The following is a 17,695-nucleotide window of genomic DNA, read 5'->3' on the forward strand; positions in this document are numbered from 1 at the left end:
CGGTCAGTACCCCGTCATCTCCAGATAGCCCTCGCCCAGGGCCTCGTCGCTGTCGCGGTCGCGCACGACCACCTCGCCCTCCCAGTAGGCCACCGAGGTGGCCATCCAGCGTTCGCTGTGAGGGGCCTCCACCACCAGGTCGAGGCCCTGTGCCGGCAGCTCGAGCCGCCAGCGGGTCGGCACTGCGCGGCCGGCGACCCGGCTCGTCGCCAGCGGCGTCAGGGCCAGCTCGTCCGGGGCCAGGGCGCGGGGCTCGCCGGCTGGGGTGATCCAGGTACCGGAACGGTAGTTGCCGCCATCCTCGCCGCCGCCACGCAGCTGGAAGGCCATCAGCTTGTGGCCGCTGGCCAGGTGCAGCGAGAACCAGTCCCAGCCCGCCTGCTCCGGCCCCAGCAGCTGGCTGCTCCACTCGCGGTCGAGCCAGCCGCGGCCGCTCACCTCACGCGTCTCGCCGTCGAGCGTCACCTCCCCCTCGATGCGCCAGAAGGGCTGGCTGTAGTACATCGAGCCCTGGCCGTCGGCGGCCTTCTGGCTGAAGCCGGTCTCGCCGTGTTGCACCAGCGGCCCCTCGGCGGTGAGCGCGAGCCGGTAGCCGAAGCCGCCGTGCTCGTCGTCCTGTTGGGCCGTCAGGGTCAGCCGTTCGAAGGTATCGGCGTGGGGGGCCTCGACCCGGCTCTCGAGTCGCCAGTCGTCGAGCCAGGCGGCAAAGGGCGCGGCCCGTGCCCCGGCCTGGCCGTCGTCCCGCGCCGAGTGGCTGCGGGCGAAGCGCTCGGCGACCCGGTGGGTCACGCCCCGGGAGACCGCCATGTGCGCCATCCACAGCTGGTCGGCGGCCCAGGGGCCGGGGGCCGGCCGGGAGGCGGGGGGCGTCAGCGCCTGGCGGAACAGGGTCCACTGCAGGCCCAGTGGCTCGCCGGTCTCGTCGCGCAGGTTGGCGGTCAGGTACCACCACTCGATGCGGGTATCGGGGTGGGGGCCGTGATCCTTGGGGAAGTGCAGCGTCCGCTCGGGGCTCGCCTGCACGAAGCCTTCGGCAGTCTCGCCCAGCCCGGCGAAACCGGCCGTCTCGCCCGGCGGCGGCTCGCCCTCGCAGCCGGCGAGCACCAGCGCGGCCAGCAGGCCCGGCAGCCAGCGTCCGGCCTTCATGTCGCTTCCTCCTCGGCCAGCAGGGCGCGAGGCGGGATGCGCCACAGCGCCAGTACCGGCAGCGCGGTGGCCAGCAGGGCCACCGCCACGGCGGTGGCCAGGGTCACCAGGATCTCGCCGGGAAACAGGAACAGCGGCAGGCGCCAGCCGAAGGCGGCCACGTTGATCACCTTGACCAGTCCCGCGGTGACGGCGATCCCCAGGGGCACCGCCAGGCCCCCGGTGACCAGCGCCATCCCGCCCAGCTGGGCGAGCTGGCTGCCCATCAGGCGTCCCCGGGGCACGCCCAGCGCCCAGAGCGGTGCCAGCTGACGCCGGCGCTCCCGGGCCTGGGCCAGCAGGCTGGCGAGCAGGGCGAGCGCCGCCACGCCCAGGGTCAGGATGCTCAATGCCCGGGTGATGGTGAAGGTGCGCTCGAAGATGTCGGTGGAGAAGCGTTTCACCTCGCGCTGGTCGAGCAGGGTGTCGCTGTCGGGGCCGAAGCGGTCGGTGAGGGCGCCGCGCAAGGCCGCCTCGTCGGCGTCGGCGTGCAGCACGATGCCCACCGAGCCCGGCGGTGCCCGGTAGTGCTCGGCGAGGCGCGGCGTGGCCAGCAGTACCTCGCCGCGGGGGTTGCCGTAGTCCGGGTAGATGGCGGCCACGGTCAGTGTCTCGCGGTGGTTCTCGTGAAGGCCAGGGGCGTCGAGCACCAGCCGGTCGCCCGGCGCCAGTTGCTGGCCGATGGCCAGCTGCTCGTTGATGAAGGCCTGCTCGCCCGCGCGGAAGGCTTGCCAGGCCGCCTCGCGTCCTTCGAGGGTCGCCAGCAGCGGCCAGCTCGGCACGAGCCGCTCGCCCGGGGTGATGCCGTAGAGGCTCACCGGCAGGTTGAGGGGGCGGGGGCCATCGACGGCGATGGCATCGAGCAGGGTGGCCTCGGTGCGCCGGGTCGCCAGCAGCTCGTCGACCTCCGGCCGGTCGGCGAGCCAGGCGTGGATCTCGTCGTACCGCCCCGCCGGCGGGCGCAGGTAGAGGTCCGCCACCAGGCGCTGGTCCAGCCAGTCGAGGAAGGTCAGGCGGAAACCGCCCACCATGCTGCTCACCCCCAGGTTGGCGGAGAGCGCGATCAGCAGCGCCATCATCGCCAGCGCCAGGCGCGGCAGCTGCAGCTGCAGGTCGGCCAGGCCCCACTGGAGCAGGGCTCGTCGCCGGGAGAGGTGCGCGAGCCCGGCGAGGCCCAGCGCCAGCAGCGGCGGCAGCCAGAGCGCACTGGCGAGCAGCAGCATGGCCATCAGGCCGAAGCCGGCCAGCAGCCCCTCGCCGGGCGGCTGGCGCACGAGCCAGGCCCACAGCACCAGCCCGACCAGGCCGCAGGCGGCGCCGCTGGTGGCCATCAGCCGCAGCTGACGATGGAAGCCCGTGCGCCAGGCCTGGGCCTGGCCGAGGCCCAGCACGCCGAGCCGGGCGGCCCGCCACAGCACGCCGCTGCCGGCCAGCAGCAGGCCGCCGAGGGTCACGGCCAGCCCGCCGAGCCAGTAGTGCCAGGGCAACTGCAGCTCGGCCGCCACCCCGGCGCCGTAGAGGCTGTCGAGGGTGGCGGCGACGTCCGGCAGCAGCGCCCGGGCCAGCCACACGCCGCTGACGATGCCGGCCAGGGCGCCGACGAGCCCCAGCAGCACCAGCTCGAGCAGCAGCAGGCCGACCAGGCGGCGGCCGGGCACGCCCAGCGCCCGCAGGGTGCGCAGCATGCCGAGGCGCTGCTCCAGGGCCAGGCCGAGCGCCGCCTGGACGATGAACAGCCCCACCACCAGGGCCAGCAGCGCCATGGCGGTGAGGTTGAGGTGGAAGCTCTCGGTGAGCTGGCCCGGCGAGACCAGGGTGGTCGCCCGGGTCAGCGCCAGGCCGTCCGGCGCCTCGGCCAGGGCGTCGGCGGCGGTGACCAGGCGCGTCAGCGTCTCGCCGGCGTCGAGCAGGGCCGCGGCGGCGGCGATATCCATCACCAGGGTATCGGGCGGCAGCGCCGATGCCAGGGCCAGGGGCGGCAGCCACCGGCCGTCGAGGACGGGGGTGGCGCCCTCGGCATCGCGGGCCGCAACCCCCAGGGCCGGCAGGGTGTCGGGGGCCAGGCGGGTCTGCCACGGCGGCGTGAGAAAGGCGGTGAGCCCGCCCTGGCTCGACACCAGGCGGCCGCCGGCGAAGGCGCTGTCGCCGGGCTGGGTCAGCGGGTCGATGCCGATCACCGTCAGTCGGGTGCCGTCGGGGGCCTCCAGCTCGCCCTCCAGCAGCGGCGACACCGGCAGCCCGGCCCGGCGCAGGGCCAGGAAGTCGTCGCGGGTCAGCGGTTCGCCGTCGCGGCGTTCGAGACGGTCCAGCCCGGTGGAGAAGAGCGCCTCGGCGCGGGCGTAGCTGTCGCGGGCCGAGGCGTTGATCGCCTGCACGCTGCTCCACAGGGCGCTGGCCACCCACAGGCCCAGCAGCAGCATGGCCAGCTGGCCGGGATGGCGGCGGTAGTGGGAGAGCAGGGTGGCCAGGGTGGTGAGCATCGGGGGCACGAGGGTGAGAATCGACCGGGGCCTGGTGGCCCCTCGTGCCGGCATCGTCTCACAGAAGCGGCGAGGCGGGGAGTGGCAGGCGCCGCGCACGCTCGACTCCCTGTCACCCGCCGCCGAGCGGTCGCGCCCGGCGGAGGATCAGTCGAGGTGCAGCCACCTGGCCAGCCGCGAATGGCGGTGGCGGCTCAGGTACCAGGGCAGCAGGGCCATGGCGGCAAGGATCGTGATGGCCGCCGTGGTGCTGAGCAGGGGATGCAGCTCGAAGGTATGGCCGAGGCTGGCGAACACCAGGGTCATCGGCAGCATGCCGATCACCGAGGCCAGGGCGAAACGCCATGCCGCGATGGCGGTCACGCCGGCGGCGTAGCTGATCAGGGCGAAGGAGAAGATGGGAATCAGGCGGGTGAGCAGCACCGTGATGAACAGCAGCCGCTGCGAACCTTGTGCACCGAACAGCGGGTTGTTCCGGTACCGTTCGCGCAGCAGGTCACGTCCCAGCAGCCGGGCAAGAGAGAAGGCGATCAGAGCCCCGCACAGGGCGCCGGTCACCGAGAGCAGGGCCCCGGGAAGGATGCCGAATGCCAGCCCCGAGGCGGCGGTGACCGGCAGGGTGGGCAGGGGGCCGACCACCACCGTCAGCACCATGAGGGCCACCAGCAGCAGCGGCCCCAGTGCGCCGCGGCCGTTCAACCACCGCGACAGGGCGTCGGGCGACAGGGCGTCGGGCATGCCCAGCTGCCCCAGCACCAGCCAGACCAGGGTCATGCTCATCGCCGCGGCGATGAGCACGCCCGCACGAAACATCCAGTCACGCCGGGCCATGTCGCTCACTCGAGGCGTCATCTACCCGGCCATGGGACAGGCGCAGGCAGCGGTCGAGCGGTGCCGCCACCCGCGGGCTGTGGGTCACCACCAGCAGCGCGCTGCCGGCGTCGCGCACCAGCGCCAGCAGCAGTTCGAGCACCTCGCCCGCGGTGGTCTCGTCGAGGTTGCCGGTGGGCTCGTCGGCGAGCAGCAGGGCGGGACGCGAGGCCAGGGCGCGGCCGATGGCCAGGCGCTGCTGCTGGCCGCCGGAGAGCTGCTCCGGATAGCGTTTCTCGAGCCCGGCCAGGCCCAGCCGCGCGATCAGCTCGGCTGACCAGGCGGCCTCTTCGCGGCCGGCCAGGCGCGCCTGCAGGCGCAGGTTGTCGGCGACGTTCAGGCTCGGCACCAGATGGAACTGCTGGAACACCAGCCCGAGGGTCTCGCGCCGCAGCCGGGCCCGGGCGGGTTCGGCAAGCGTCGAGAGTGGGTGGCCGGCGAGGCGTACCTCGCCGGCATCGGGGAGGTCGAGCCCCGCGGCCAGGTGCAGCAGGGTCGACTTGCCGCTGCCCGATTCGCCCATCAGCGCCAGGCTCGCGCCGGCGTTCAGGGTCAGGTCGACCCCGGCCAGCACCTCAAGCGGGCCCTGGGGAGTGGGGTAGGCCTTGTGAACCTGGCGGAACTCGAGCATGAGGAAGGCATCCTGGGCAACCGGTGTCCAGATGGTCCCATAAAAACGGCGCCACCCGAAGGTGGCGCCGGAAACCGCCGTCAGCGACGAGGATCAGTGGCTATGGTCGTGGCCGTGATCGTCGTCGTCATCGCCGTGATCGTCGTGGCCCGGCTGGGCCAGGGCGTCATTCAGGACCCTGGCGTTGTGGCGCATCATGCCCAGGTAGGTGCTGGCCTCGCCCTCGGCGGCCAGGGCGTCGGCGTAGAGGGTGCCGGCAATGGGCAGGCCGGTCTCCTCGGCGAGCTGGTTGATGATCGCCGGGCTGGTCATGTTCTCGTGGAACAGCGCCTGGACGTTCTGCTCGCGGATCACGTCGATCAGGCGTGCCATGTCGGCGGCACTGGGTTCGGCCTCCGAGGAGAGCCCCACCGGCGAGAGGAAGCGCACTCCGTAGGCGCTGGAGAAGTAGCCGAAGGAGTCGTGGCCGGTGATCACGCTGGTGGACGAGGGGATCTCGGTGAGCAGTTCACGGACCTCGGCCTCGGTGGCCTCGAGTTCGTTGATGTAGCGCTCGGCGTTGTCGCGGTAGCTCATCTCGTTGGCCGGATCGGCCTCGATCAGGCCATCGCGGATATTGACCACGTAGACCTGCCCCATGGCCAGGTCCTGCCAGGCGTGGGGGTCCTGGTCGCCGTGGGCGTGATCGTCATGGCCCTCATCCCCATGCTCGTCATGCTCGTGGTCGTCATGGCCGTGGTCGTCGTGGCCGTGGTCGTCATGGCCGTGGTCGTCGTGGCCGTGGTCGTCATGGCCGGGGTCGTCGTGGCCGTGGTCGTCGTGGCCGTGGTCGTCGTGGCCGTGGGCGCGGTCATGCTCGTGGCCATGGTAGTCCAGCAGGTCGACGCCATCGGTGGCAGTGACCAGCGGGCCGGCATAGTCGCTGGAGTCGATCAGCCGCTCCATCCAGCCCTCGAACTGCAGGCCGTTGAACACCACCAGGTCGGCATCGGCCAGCGACCGGGCATCGCTGGGGCTGGGCGAGAAGACGTGGGTGTCGCTGTCGGGGCCCACCAGCGAAGTCACCTCGACATGCTCGCCGCCGACGTTCTGGACCATGTCGGCGAGGATGCTGAAGCTGGCGACCACCTGGATGCGTTCGGCAGCGAAGGCGGCCGGCAGTGCCAGCATGGCGGACGTGCCTATCACCAGGGCGGAGGGTCTGAGGGTACGCAACATTGCAGGGGCTCCTTGTGGGGAGTTGATAAGGGATCAGTGGGCTTCGGGCGCGCCCAGTGGCGCGGCCTGGCGGCGCAGGCGAGCCAGCAGGCTGTGATGGCGCCCGAACAGGGCGGAGAACATGTAGCCGGCGCCGGCCAGCAGGATGATCGCCGGGCCGGAGGGAATGCTGAGGTGGTAGGAGAGCAGCAGGCCGCCGCTGCTGGCGACCATGGCGATGCCGATGGCGACGCCGATCAGCCCCTCCAGGCGCTTGCTCCAGAAACGTGCGGCGGTGGCCGGCAGCATCATCAGGCCCACGGCCATCAAGGTGCCCAGGGTCTGGAAGCCGGCGGTGAGGTTGAGTACCACCAGGCCGAGGAAGATGCCGTGGACCAGGCCGCCGTGCACGCCCTGGCCGCGCAGGAAGAGCGGGTCGAGGCACTCCACCACCAGGGCGCGGAAGATGCTTGCCAGGGTCACCACGATCAGGCTGCTGATGGCGGCGATCAGGATCAGGGCGGTGCTGTTCACGGCGAGGATCGAGCCGAACAGCACATGGGTGAGGTCGACGCTGCTGCCGCCCAGCGAGACCAGCATCACCCCCGCGGCCAGCGAGATCAGGAAGAAGCTGGCCATGGCGGCGTCCTCGCGCTGGCCGGTCATCTGCGACACGCTGCCCGCCAGCACCGCCACCAGCAGCCCGGAGAGCACGCCGCCGAGGCTCATGATCGGCAACGAGAAGCCGGCCAGCAGGAAGCCCAGTGCCACCCCCGGCAGGATGGCGTGGGCCATGGCGTCACCGATCAGGCTCATGCCGCGCAGCACCAGGAACACGCCCATGGGCGGGGCGGCCAGGGAGAGGGCGAGGCCGGCCACCAGGGCGCGCCGCATGAAGCCGTAGTCGAAGGGAGCGATCACCCACTCGTTGAGCAGCGCTAGCATGTGCCCACTCCCTGGGTGGCGCTCGACAGCGAGGCGGCCGCCGCGAACGGCACCTGGGTCTGGAGGATGGCGTCGGGCGAGGACCACTGCACATGTCCCCCGCCGAGGAGTACCACCTCGTCGGCCAGGCGGGCGAGCTGATCCATGTCGTGCAGCACCACGATGATGGTGGCGCCGGCCCGGGCCATGTCGCGCAGCACGGTCATCAGCACGTCGACGGTTTCGGCATCGACGTTGGCGAAGGGTTCGTCGAGCAGCAGCAGCTCGGCTTCCTGCATCAGCGTGCGGCCGATCAGCGCCCGCTGGCGCTGGCCCCCGGAGAGCTCTCCCAGCGGCCGGTGGGCCAGATGGGAGATGCCCAGCCGCGCCATGATCTCCCGGCCACGACGGTAGTGCGCCGCACAGTAACCCTTCAGCGCCCCGTGACTGGGCCAACTGCCGGTCATCACCAGCTCTTCCACGCTCATGGGAAAGGTCAGGTCCAGGGCCAGCTGCTGCGGCAGCCAGGCGCGCCGCTCCCGGGGCACCGTGCACTCGACACGGCCGGTGATCGGCTTGAGCATCCCCATGATGCCCTGGATCAGGGTGCTCTTGCCGGTGCCGTTGGCGCCCACCAGGGCGGTGATGGCACCGTCGCGGAAGCTGCCCTCCACATGTTCGAGCACGGTACGGTTGCCCTGGGCCAGCTGCAGGTCGTGCAGCCGCAGTCGGGTCGGGGCCGCCGGCGACATCAGGACCACCAGCCCGCCGCCCAGGACACCGTCAGCCACAGCAGGGCGAGCGGTACCGTCACCAGCAGCAGCCGGCGCGTGGCGGACAGCGACATCAGGGAGAAATGACAGGGCCCCTCGGGGCGGTGCCGATGGGTGTGCGAGCGGTGTGCCATGACACGACGACTCCGGGTATCGAGATTAAGATATAACATAACAAACGCGAGGCGGGATCGCAGCCCCGAAATCGCCCTCCCGCCACTCGTTTCGTCGCGGTGAGCGCAACCTCCCGCGTTTCCTGACGCCCTGGATCGCCACGGGCGTCATGGACGGCCCCGGTGTCGTGGAAGGGTGGCGTCGGCAGGCAGGCGTGCCGGCTCCCGGCGCTGCAGCAGCCCGCCCCGGGAGCCGGCCAGCAGCGAGGCCAGGTAGCCCATGCCGGCCAGCAGGATGATACAGGGGCCGGTGGGCAGTTCCAGGTGATAGGAGCCCAGCAGGCCGATCACGCTGGATGCCAGTGCCATGCCCACGGCAACGGCGATCATGCCCTCGAGCCGTCGGCTCCAGTAGCGGGCCGCGGCCGCCGGCAGGAGCATCAGCCCGGCGGCCATCAGGGTGCCCAGGGTCTGGAAGCCGACCACCAGGGTCGATACCACCAGGCCCATGAACAGGGCATGAAACCATCCTGCGTGCCGGCCCTGCAGAGTGAGGAAGGTCGGGTCGAGGCACTCCACCACCAGGGCCCGGAAGGCAATGGCCACGGTGACCAGCACGGCACTGCCGGCCAGGGCCACCAGCATCAGGGTGGGAGTATCCACGGCCAGGATCGAACCGAACAGGACATGGCCGAGATCCAGCGGCGACCCCGACAGCGACATCACCATCACCCCGGCCGCCATGGCGACCAGGAACAGGCTGGCCATGGCGGCGTCCTCTCGCAGCCCGCTGAGGGTGGAGATGCCGCCGGCCACGGCGACCGTGACCAGGCCGGCGGCGAGGCCGCCGAGCATCATCAGCGGCAGCGAGAAGCCCGCCAGCAGGAAACTCACGGCCACGCCGGGAAGAATCGCATGCGACAGCGCCTCGCCCATCAGGCTCAGGCCGCGCAGGGTCAGCAGCACGCCGATGACGGGAGCGGTCAGCGACAGGGCGATGGAGGCGGCCAGGGCGCGCCGCATGAAGCCATAGTCCAGCGGCGAGGCGAGCCACCACAGCAGGGTATCGAGCATCGGCGTATCCCGAGGGCAGTATAAGACATGTTATATCATAACATTTCATTCGCCATCCAGCGCCTCACGATGCGATCCGTACCGGCCGGCTCAGTAGCGCAGCGCCAGCCCCAGCTGATTGGGCCCCACCAGGAAGGCGTATTCGCCCTCGAGGTGGATATCACCGATCGACACCCGCGCCGGCTGGAAACGGTTCACCGCCGCCGTGGCCTGGCGCGGCTGGGTCTGCAACTGCAGCTCGCTGACCAGCATGCCGGTGGCGAAGTTGATCGCCCCGTCGCGCTCGCGGCCATCGCCCACGGCGATCAGCAGCCCCGCCGCGGTGTTCACCGCCAGTGAGCCGAGGCGGGCCTCCAGGCTGCGCCGTCGGCGCTCCTCCTCGGCCACGGCCCGGAGCAGCCGGCGGGCGCTCTCGATATCGCTCCCGCCGTCACGCAGCTCCCGATGGGCCCGGGGGTGCGGCTGGCGGTCCAGGAACATGCCGCCCAGCGCCAGGGCGGACTTCACCACCCCGACCCGGGCGTCGTAGCGGTCGTCGCGGTCGCTCGCCTCGCTGGCCTGCCAGGCGTTCACCGCCAGGCTGGTGGCATAGACCCCGGTCCAGCCCGCCTGCCAGAGGTTGGCATGACGCTCGCCCCTGGCCAGGGCGTCCTCGTAGGCCTGCCACTCCTGCTCGGGTGTCTGGGCCAGGGTCGAGGCGGCGGGCAGGCTCAGCAGCAGGGCCAGCAGGCAGGCAAGCAGGCGAGTGGGGGACATGGCGGTCTCCGGGTGGCGGGCAGGATTCTCCAAGGGTAGCACCGCGAGGCTGCCCGGGCGGCACGAGGCATCGGCCACCTTCCGTGAGCCGTAAGCCACCGGTATCGTGGAGAGTCGCTGCCCTGTAACCAGATTGTCATGTTCGGGCGTTACCGTGCGCGCACTGACATGAAACCGTCATGCAACTGTCACAACGACCGTGCCGCCACCCAACAGGCTTCTTATGTCGAGAACCGAGCTCTCCCCTTCCCCCGACGACCGGGCGCTCGCCCGGCAGCCACGCCATGAGACGCCCGCCTGGTTGCGTGGTCTCTATGCCGGCCTGTGCCTCTACCTCTTCCTGGCCGCCCTCAATGTGCTGGGCTCCGGCCTGGGCACCTTCGGTAGCGACAGCGACCTGCTGACCCGCGCCTTCGCCTACGGCGCGAACCCCTTCATCGCCCTGATGGCCGGCGTGCTGGTCACCATGGTGGTGCAGAGCTCCTCGTTCACCTCGGCGCTGATCGTCACCCTGGTGGCCAGCGGCGAGATGACCCTGGGCACCGCGGTGTTCGCCATCATGGGCGCCAATATCGGCACCGCGGTGACCGGGGTGATCGTGGCCCTGGCCAACGTGCGCATCAAGCGCAACTTCCGCCGCTCCTTCACCGCGGCGATGATGCACGACTTCTTCAATATCCTCACCGTGCTGGTGGTCTTCCCCATCGAGTGGCTCACCGGCATCTTCCACGAGGGCGGGCACGGCCTCTTCACCCGCCTGGCCGGCTGGCTGGCCGACCTCATCGGCCTGGAGGAAGTCGCCAAGCCCAGCAGCCCCGTCAAGGTGATCACCGCGCCCATCGTCGACGCCGCCGACTGGCTGGGTACCGCCCTGATGCCCAGCGTCGCGGCCGCGGGGCTCTTCATGGCGGGCCTCGGCCTGCTGCTGATGTTCACGGCGCTGGTGTTCATGGTGCAGAACCTTCGCGGCGCCCTGCTGCGCCACATGGACGGCCTGTTCCGCACCTACTTCTTTCGCACCGATGCACGCGCCTATGGCGTAGGGGTGGTCTCCACCGTGCTGGTGCAGTCCAGCTCCATCACCAGCAGCCTGATGGTGCCCCTGGCCGGGGCCGGGGTGGTGCGCCTGCGCCGGGTGCTTCCGTTCATGATGGGGGCCAACCTGGGCACCACCGTGACCAGCGTGCTGGCCGCCACCGCCAACCCCGTCGCCGCGGCGATGACGGTGGCGCTCTTCCATGTCATCTTCAACCTGACCGGTACCGCCATCTGGTGGCCGTTGCGCGTCATTCCGCTGCGTATCGCCACCTGGTACGGCCGCCTGGCCGGCCAGCAGATCCGTTACGCCTTCCTCTTCCTGATCGGCGTATTCCTGGTGGTGCCGCTGGTCGGCATTACCGTCACCGAACTGTTCATGAGCCTGCGCTGAGCGCGGCCAACCGGGAGGTTCCCCCATGTTTCGACAGCTCTACAGCGCCCTGACCTCCGAGAAGACCCTCGACCAGGCGTTCGAGGACCTGACCCTGATGCTGGAGCACGGCGCCTGGATGTTCGCCCGTGCCAACGAGGTGCTCAACAGCACGGTGCCGGCGGAAGACGTGCGCCAGCCGCTCTACGACCGCGACCAGGCCATCAACGAGCTGGAGCGCTCCATCCGGCGCAAGGTGCTGCGCCACCTCACCGTCAACCCCGGTCACGATGTCGCCATCTGCCTGGCGCTGATGAGCGTCGGCAAGGACGCCGAGCGGATCGGCGACTACTGCAAGAACGTGTTCGAGGTAGGCGCCTTCTACACCGAAGGCTTCCATGTGCCCCGCTACCAGGAGCCGCTGGACGGCATGGCCGAGCAGCTGGGTGGCCTGTTCGGCAAGCTGATCGAGGCCACCCGGGACTCCGACGAGGAGCAGGCCCAGCGGGTGCTGACCGCGACGCGGGACGTTCGCCGTGACTGCGACGCTCTCATCGAGGCGCTGCTGCGCGAGGAGGGGCAGATCGCGTTCCACGAGGCCGTGGCCTACTCCCTGCTGGCGCGCCACTACAAGCGTGTGGCGTCCCACCTGGCCAATATCGCCACCGCCGTGACCGGGCGGCTGGAGGACCTGGACTTCCCGCTGGAGGGCGACGAGGCGCTGTGAGCCGGCGGTGGCCGTGACCGTTCACGGTCGATGTCGTAGAGTCGAGGGGCGCAGCCACGAGGAGGATTTCATGCGCCCGTCCCTCGACGACCACGCCCTCGATACCCTCTTTCGAGAGGCGCACACCGCCCACGGCTTCCTCGATGAAGCCGTGGACCCGGCCACCTGGCGTCGGCTCCACGACCTGCTCAAGTGGGGCCCCACCTCGATGAACTGCCAGCCCGCACGCTATCTCTTCATCACCAGTGACGAGGCCAAGTCCCGATTGCTGCCGGCGCTCTCCGAAGGCAACCGCGACAAGAGCCATCAGGCCCCCGCGACGGTGATCGTGGCCACCGACACCCGCTTCTACGAGCACCTGCCGACCCAGTACCCCCACTCGCCCAATGCCCGCGAGCGCTTCGCCGCCAACCCGGAGAAGGCCAGCGAGACCGCCTGGCGCAACGCCACCCTGCAGGGGGCCTACCTGATCCTCGCCGCCCGCGCCCTGGGCCTGGACGTGGGGCCGATGAGCGGCTTCGACGCCGCGGCGGTCGACGCCGAATTCTTCCCCGACGGCCGCTGGCGGGCCAATTTCCTGGCCAACCTCGGGGTCGCCGACCCGCAGGCGAACCGCCCCCGGGCACCGCGGCTGGCGTTCGAGGAGGTGGCGGCAGTGCTGTGAGGGAGCTCCCTGCGGGGCCCGGCGATCCCGAGGAACGGCGGGCAGGCACGTTACGGCACGCCAGCCCTCGAAGGGGATCGCTGCCTGGCCGGGTGTCCACTAGGCTTGAGGGTGAGCAGGGGAGGCCGCTGCATCGGACATCGCCCTGCCTGCTGCCTGGCCCGAGGACGCATCGCTACGGGGCGGACACGCCGCCCCCTGTGCGCGATCGGGGCAGGCGACTCTGGTGATAGTTCACGCGTTGAATGCAGGAGGTGTGTCATGGGTACCTGTGCCACTTGCGGCAATCAGTACGAAAACACTTTCACGGTCAGCAAGGGTGGTGAAAACTTCGATTTCGACTCCTTCGAATGCGCCATCCACAAGCTGGCGCCGACATGCGTGCAGTGCGGCTGCCGGGTGGTCGGGCACGGCGTCCAGCACGGCGACACGATCTTCTGCTGTGCCCACTGTGCCGGCATGGCCGGTGAGTCGGGGCTGGTCGACCATAACTGACACGGGGCCACCGACCCGCCCGGCCCGCGCGGCGAGGCCCCGCCCGCATGCCCCCGCCCCTGGCGCCTGGAGCCGACGCGGGGGCGTTTTTCGATCAACCAAACGCCTCGGTATCGATTTCCTTCTGCAGGGCCTCGCCGTAGCGCTCGCCCGCCACCCGGTCCGGGGTCAGCATGGCGTCCAGCCGGGCCACGGTGGCCGGCGCCAGGCGCAGGCCGTCGGCGCCCAGGTTCTCGCCCATGTGGGCCGCCGAGCGGGTGCCGGGGATCGGCAGGATGTCGTCGCCCTTGGCCCGCAGCCAGGCCAGCGCCAGCTGGCCGCTGGTGACCTCGAGTTCCTTCGCCACGGCCTGGAGCTCGGCCAGCTGCGCCAGGTTGCGGGGCAGGTTCTCGGCACTGAAGCGCGGCATGCCGCGCCGCACGTCGCCCTCCGCCAGCGGGGTGTCGGCCTGGATCGCCCCGGCCAGGAAGCCCCGGCCCAGGGGGCTGAAGGCCACGAAGGCGGTGTCCGCCTCGCGGCACGCCTCGAGCACCGCGATCTCCGGGTTGCGGGTCCACAGCGAGTATTCCGACTGCACCGCGGCGATGGGGTGCTCGGTGCGGGCGCGGCGCAGGGTGGCCGCGGAGACCTCGGAGAGCCCGATGGCGCCGATCTTGCCCTCCGCCACCAGCCGGGCCAGCGCGCCCACGCTCTCCTCGATGGGCACCGTCCGGTCCCAGCGGTGCAGGTAGTAAAGGTCGATATGGTCGGTCTGCAGGCGCGCGAGGCTCGCCTCGCACTGCTGCCGGAGCGTCTCGGGTCGCCCGTCGATCACCTTGCGGCCGAGTTCGGGGTCGAAGGCCATGCCGCACTTGCTGGCCAGCAGGATCTCGTCGCGCTGGCCCGCCAGGGCCTTGCCCACCAGCCGCTCGTTGGCGGTGGCGCCGTAGAGGGTGGCGGTGTCGAAGTGGCGGTAGCCCATGTCGAAGGCGGCATCGAGGGCCTTCAGCGTCTCGGCCTCGGGCACCGGCTGGCCGTAGCCGTGGGAGAGGTTCATGCAGCCCAGGCCGATGGCGGGCGAGCCGAGGGCCTGGAGTCGGGAAAGGAGCGTCATGTTGGGGTTCCTTGTTCTCAGCGTTTGCGGGCGATGAACTGCACCACGGCGCCCGGGCCGGTGTGGCCGCGGCCCTCCACCACCTCGCGCTCGCACTCGCGGCTGAGCTCGATCTCGAGTTCGGCGAAGGCCCGGTTCAGCTCGGCAGCGGTGGGGGTGCGGTCCGGGGTGTCCGGTCCGCCGGTGTCGCGGGGCACCTGGTCCGGGGTGTAGGCCTCGAGGATCAGCACGCCGCCGGGCTTGAGCGCCCGGATCACCTGGCGGTGCAGGTGGGGGCGACCCGCGGCCGGCACGTGGCAGAAGATCGACACCACCGCATCGAAGGACTCGGGTTCGAACTCGTGGGTGGTGAGGTCGGCGTGCAGGGTGGTCAGCACCACGTCCTTCTGCTCGGCAAGCCGGGCGGCCTTGCGCAGGCCCACCGAGGAGGCGTCCACCGAGGTGACCCAGTGGCCGAGCCCGGCCAGGTAGACGCCGTTGCCCCCCTCGCCGTCCGCCAGGCAGAGCACCCGCCTGGGCGGCTCGCCGATCCGCCCGGCATGGTCGCGCAGGAAGTCGTTGGGCTCGATGCCGTAGACATAGTCGTCCGTGCGGTAGCGCTCGTCCCACATGAAGGGTTCCTCGATCTCATAAGGCAATATCACCAAAGAATAACAGCTGCCTGTCGGACGCGGCCAACGTCCTGCGGGTATGCTGTGCTCCCCGATGCCGCTCGTCGACAACAACACGGACCCAGGAGCCCCGGCTTGGCCATGCCCTCGTCATCATCCGCCCGGATGCCTTCCCCTCGTTCTGTTTCCCCGCGCTACCGGGTGCTGCTGGCCGGGGTGTTCAGCCAGCTCCTCTGCATCGGCGTGGCGCGTTTCGCCTATACGCCGCTGCTGCCGGTGATGCAGCAGCAGACCTGGCTGAGCGATGCCCAGGGCGGCTGGGTGGCCGCCCTCAACTACGCCGGCTACATGCTCGGCGCGCTGGTGGCGGCCTCCATCCACAGCATCCGCCTCAAGGACAGCCTCTACCGCCTCACCCTGCTGCTGGCGGTGCTCTCCACCGCCGGCATGGCGCTGGCCGACAGTTTCTGGCTGTGGGCGAGCATGCGCTTCGTGGCCGGCTTCTCCAGCAGCGGGGCGATGCTGCTGGCCTCGGGGCTGATCCTGCACTGGCTGATTCAGCACCGTCAGCGCGGTGAGCTGGGCATCCACTTCGCCGGCCTGGGGCTGGGCATACTGGTCGCCGCCCTGGCGGTGGAGCTGATGCTGCGCGTCCCGCTGGGCTGGCAGGCCCAGTGGTGGGGATTCACGGCGCTGGCCGCGGTGCTGCTGGTGCCCGCCTGGCTCTGGATGCCGCGCCCCGCGAAGCCGAGCGAGGGTAGCGGCCACCGTCATCGGCAGGCCGCCCCGCCCTCGCGCACCTTCATGCGGCTGATGCTCGCCGCCTACTTCTGCGCCGGCTACGGCTACGTGATCAGCGCCACCTTCATCGTGGCGATCGTCGAGCGCGAGCCGCTGCTGGCCGGCGCCGGCAACTGGGCCTTTGCCCTGGTGGGGCTGGCCGCCGCCCCCGCGGTGATGCTGTGGGACCTGGTGGCCCGCTGGATGGGCTATCTCGGCGCGCTGATCACCGCCATGGCCCTGCAGGTGGTGGGCATCGTGCTGCCGGCACTGACCGACAGCCTCGCCGGCGTGCTGCTCAGCGCCGTGCTCTACGGCGGCACCTTCCTGGGTTGCGTGAGCCTGGTGCTGACCATGGCCGGCCGGCTCTACCCGCAGAGCCCGGCGCGGCTGATGGGGCGCATGACGCTCGCCTACGGCGCCGCGCAGATCGTCGCCCCGGCGCTCACCGGCATGCTCGCCGAGGCCACCGGCCACTACGACACCGGCCTGTGGCTGGCCGGCGGCTTCGTCGCCCTGGGCGCCGTGCTCCTCGCCTGGCTGCGCCGGGTGGACCAGACGGCGCAAAGCCTGGATGCCGAGGCGAAGGTGGGGTGAGGGGATGCTGCCTTGCATCCCGCGACGGGTTTCCAGGAATATTCCTGAATTATCATAATGTTAGGTGTGGGTCGCTGACAGGGCGGCCAGCGCTGGGAGTCGCTATGGGGTCAGCCCCCGGCGGCGTGGATTCCGCTTGCAAGGCGCACCTTGACGGGCTTCGTGACTTGGCTGGGGTCTGACCCCATAGGGGCAGTCTCGGCGCTTTTTTCGGCGAAAAAGCTGCCAACGTCGAGAAAAACGTGGGGATTTTCCGGGCTCCAGGGGGCAGGCCTCGGTGCTTTATCGGCGAACGTGCCGCTATCATCGAGACACTCGTGGACTGGCCCCAGAATCAATCCCAGCGGATCCAGGTGGCCAGCGCCTCGCGGTTGGCGATCTCGATCTGCTGGGCGCGTGGGTCGGGTTCGCTGTGATGCGGGTTCACTCCGAGTTCCCGCAGGGCGTAGAGCACCAGCGGACCTCGGCAATGCAGCAACAGCTCGCCATCCGCCATGCCGTAGTCCATGGCGAGGAGCTCACGCTCGGTATCGGGCAACCGCCGGTCGGGGATCAACCTGACCGCCACCTGGGTGTGCCACTGCTCGTCATGCACGCCGCCATGAGCCCCCAGCATCTCTCCACAGGGCTCCGGTACTCCCCGGAAGCGGCTCAACACGAAGTCCCGGTAGGCAAGATGCTTTTCGCAGAATGCCCGAACATGCCAGCGCCCGGCGGCGAACACCAGGGTGTGCGGCACGATGATGCGTTCCTCCCCCTCCGGGCTGGAAAATGACGCATAGGTCACTTCCAGCCGTTGCCCCAGTCGAGATGCCTTGACCAGTTCGCGTACCACTTGCGGTGACACCCGGCGGCTGGGGAGAGGCAACGACTCGGTATCCGCCGCACCCAGCCCGAGACCGGTGAAGGGTGAGTCCAGCCCCTGACCCGAACCCAGCAGATGTAGGTACTCCTCGACCCGGCCGAAGGTGAAGTGTGGCGAAAAGCCCTCGGCGGGCAGGAATCCCTTGCGCGACTCGTCATACAGCAGGTTCGCGGGCACCAGTTCCCGATAACGCTTGAGCACCTTCTGAGCCTGCTGGCGCCCGATGCCGAACGCCTGGCCGATGTGCGAAGACGCCACCCTTCCCTCCCACAGCGCCAGGATCTCGATCAGCCGGTAGCGGGCCAGGGTGTCCCAGGGAGGTGGTGTGCAGGTAGTCATGGCCTATCCGTGGGTGGAGACCGGTCAAGATCCATCGACGGCCGGAATCATGACCGGGCTGAAGAATATGGTGGATGAATGCTCAGGCATGGCACAGTCGAGTTAAGAATGCT

Annotated in this window: 17 protein-coding genes and 1 pseudogene; 5 read left to right on the plus strand and 13 right to left on the minus strand. The window is 70.3% G+C overall.

Going from position 1 to position 17,695, the window contains the following annotated elements:
* Window positions 1–3: 3 nt before the first annotated feature.
* From ACOMD9_RS11935 to ACOMD9_RS11980, 10 genes and pseudogenes are all read right to left on the minus strand, one after another.
* Entirely contained in the window at window positions 4–1,146 is a 1,143-nt protein-coding gene (locus ACOMD9_RS11935) for a lipocalin-like domain-containing protein (protein WP_421415121.1), read from the minus strand.
* Window positions 1,143–3,665, minus strand: a complete 2,523-nt coding sequence (locus ACOMD9_RS11940) for an FtsX-like permease family protein (RefSeq protein ID WP_421415123.1) — start codon at window positions 3,663–3,665, stop codon at window positions 1,143–1,145. Before ACOMD9_RS11940 ends, ACOMD9_RS11935 begins: the two co-directional genes overlap by 4 nt.
* 147 nt (window positions 3,666–3,812) lie before the next feature.
* Entirely contained in the window at window positions 3,813–4,496 is a 684-nt protein-coding gene (locus tag ACOMD9_RS11945) for a TVP38/TMEM64 family protein (protein WP_421415126.1), read from the minus strand.
* A gap of 160 nt (window positions 4,497–4,656) precedes the next feature.
* Window positions 4,657–5,166 (minus strand): annotated as a pseudogene (locus tag ACOMD9_RS11950) (ABC transporter ATP-binding protein); the annotation flags it as partial.
* Window positions 5,167–5,259: 93 nt separating this feature from the next.
* The gene (locus ACOMD9_RS11955) at window positions 5,260–6,384 is read right to left on the minus strand and encodes a metal ABC transporter solute-binding protein, Zn/Mn family (protein WP_421415127.1); all 1,125 of its coding nucleotides are present in this window, start codon (window positions 6,382–6,384) and stop codon (window positions 5,260–5,262) included.
* A gap of 33 nt (window positions 6,385–6,417) precedes the next feature.
* Entirely contained in the window at window positions 6,418–7,308 is an 891-nt protein-coding gene (locus ACOMD9_RS11960; RefSeq protein ID WP_421415129.1) for a metal ABC transporter permease, read from the minus strand.
* Window positions 7,302–8,039, minus strand: a complete 738-nt coding sequence (locus ACOMD9_RS11965) for a metal ABC transporter ATP-binding protein (protein WP_421415132.1) — start codon at window positions 8,037–8,039, stop codon at window positions 7,302–7,304. The genes ACOMD9_RS11960 and ACOMD9_RS11965 overlap by 7 nt, the downstream gene beginning before the upstream one ends.
* Window positions 8,039–8,194, minus strand: coding sequence for a hypothetical protein (locus ACOMD9_RS11970; RefSeq protein WP_421415134.1), 156 nt, complete (start codon window positions 8,192–8,194; stop codon window positions 8,039–8,041). Before ACOMD9_RS11970 ends, ACOMD9_RS11965 begins: the two co-directional genes overlap by 1 nt.
* A gap of 147 nt (window positions 8,195–8,341) precedes the next feature.
* The gene (locus ACOMD9_RS11975) at window positions 8,342–9,247 is read right to left on the minus strand and encodes a metal ABC transporter permease (RefSeq protein ID WP_421415137.1); all 906 of its coding nucleotides are present in this window, start codon (window positions 9,245–9,247) and stop codon (window positions 8,342–8,344) included.
* A 90-nt stretch (window positions 9,248–9,337) separates the two neighbouring features.
* Window positions 9,338–10,003 (minus strand): hypothetical protein, encoded by a 666-nt coding sequence (locus ACOMD9_RS11980; RefSeq protein WP_421415140.1) that lies wholly within the window; start codon window positions 10,001–10,003, stop codon window positions 9,338–9,340.
* A gap of 223 nt (window positions 10,004–10,226) precedes the next feature.
* Between ACOMD9_RS11980 and ACOMD9_RS11985 the strand changes: the two genes are divergently transcribed.
* From ACOMD9_RS11985 to ACOMD9_RS12000, 4 genes are all read left to right on the plus strand, one after another.
* A complete protein-coding gene (locus tag ACOMD9_RS11985; protein WP_421415141.1) occupies window positions 10,227–11,432 on the plus strand; it encodes a Na/Pi symporter in 1,206 nt (401 codons plus the stop codon).
* A 25-nt stretch (window positions 11,433–11,457) separates the two neighbouring features.
* Complete coding sequence (locus tag ACOMD9_RS11990; protein ID WP_421415144.1) at window positions 11,458–12,138, plus strand: phosphate signaling complex PhoU family protein; 681 nt, start codon at window positions 11,458–11,460, stop codon at window positions 12,136–12,138.
* Window positions 12,139–12,208: 70 nt separating this feature from the next.
* Window positions 12,209–12,802: a malonic semialdehyde reductase gene (locus ACOMD9_RS11995; protein WP_421415146.1), complete on the plus strand. Its 594-nt coding sequence runs from the start codon at window positions 12,209–12,211 to the stop codon at window positions 12,800–12,802.
* A 261-nt stretch (window positions 12,803–13,063) separates the two neighbouring features.
* On the plus strand, window positions 13,064–13,297 hold the full coding sequence (locus ACOMD9_RS12000; RefSeq protein ID WP_421415147.1) for a hypothetical protein: 234 nt from the start codon (window positions 13,064–13,066) through the stop codon (window positions 13,295–13,297).
* A 94-nt stretch (window positions 13,298–13,391) separates the two neighbouring features.
* On the opposite strand, the gene ACOMD9_RS12005 is transcribed toward ACOMD9_RS12000, so the two are convergent.
* Together ACOMD9_RS12005 and ACOMD9_RS12010 are read right to left on the minus strand one after the other, a co-directional pair.
* The gene (locus ACOMD9_RS12005) at window positions 13,392–14,390 is read right to left on the minus strand and encodes an aldo/keto reductase (RefSeq protein WP_421415149.1); all 999 of its coding nucleotides are present in this window, start codon (window positions 14,388–14,390) and stop codon (window positions 13,392–13,394) included.
* A 17-nt stretch (window positions 14,391–14,407) separates the two neighbouring features.
* The gene (locus ACOMD9_RS12010; RefSeq protein WP_421415152.1) at window positions 14,408–15,001 is read right to left on the minus strand and encodes a class I SAM-dependent methyltransferase; all 594 of its coding nucleotides are present in this window, start codon (window positions 14,999–15,001) and stop codon (window positions 14,408–14,410) included.
* Window positions 15,002–15,142: 141 nt separating this feature from the next.
* On the opposite strand from ACOMD9_RS12010, the gene ACOMD9_RS12015 reads away from it, so the two are divergent.
* Window positions 15,143–16,378: a YbfB/YjiJ family MFS transporter gene (locus tag ACOMD9_RS12015; protein WP_421415298.1), complete on the plus strand. Its 1,236-nt coding sequence runs from the start codon at window positions 15,143–15,145 to the stop codon at window positions 16,376–16,378.
* Window positions 16,379–16,712: 334 nt separating this feature from the next.
* On the opposite strand, the gene ACOMD9_RS12020 is transcribed toward ACOMD9_RS12015, so the two are convergent.
* Entirely contained in the window at window positions 16,713–17,582 is an 870-nt protein-coding gene (locus ACOMD9_RS12020; RefSeq protein ID WP_421415154.1) for a WYL domain-containing transcriptional regulator, read from the minus strand.
* Window positions 17,583–17,695: the final 113 nt, after the last annotated feature.

It is taken from the genome of Halomonas terrestris, assembly GCF_049166755.1.
In the GTDB taxonomy this organism is placed as follows: domain Bacteria; phylum Pseudomonadota; class Gammaproteobacteria; order Pseudomonadales; family Halomonadaceae; genus Halomonas.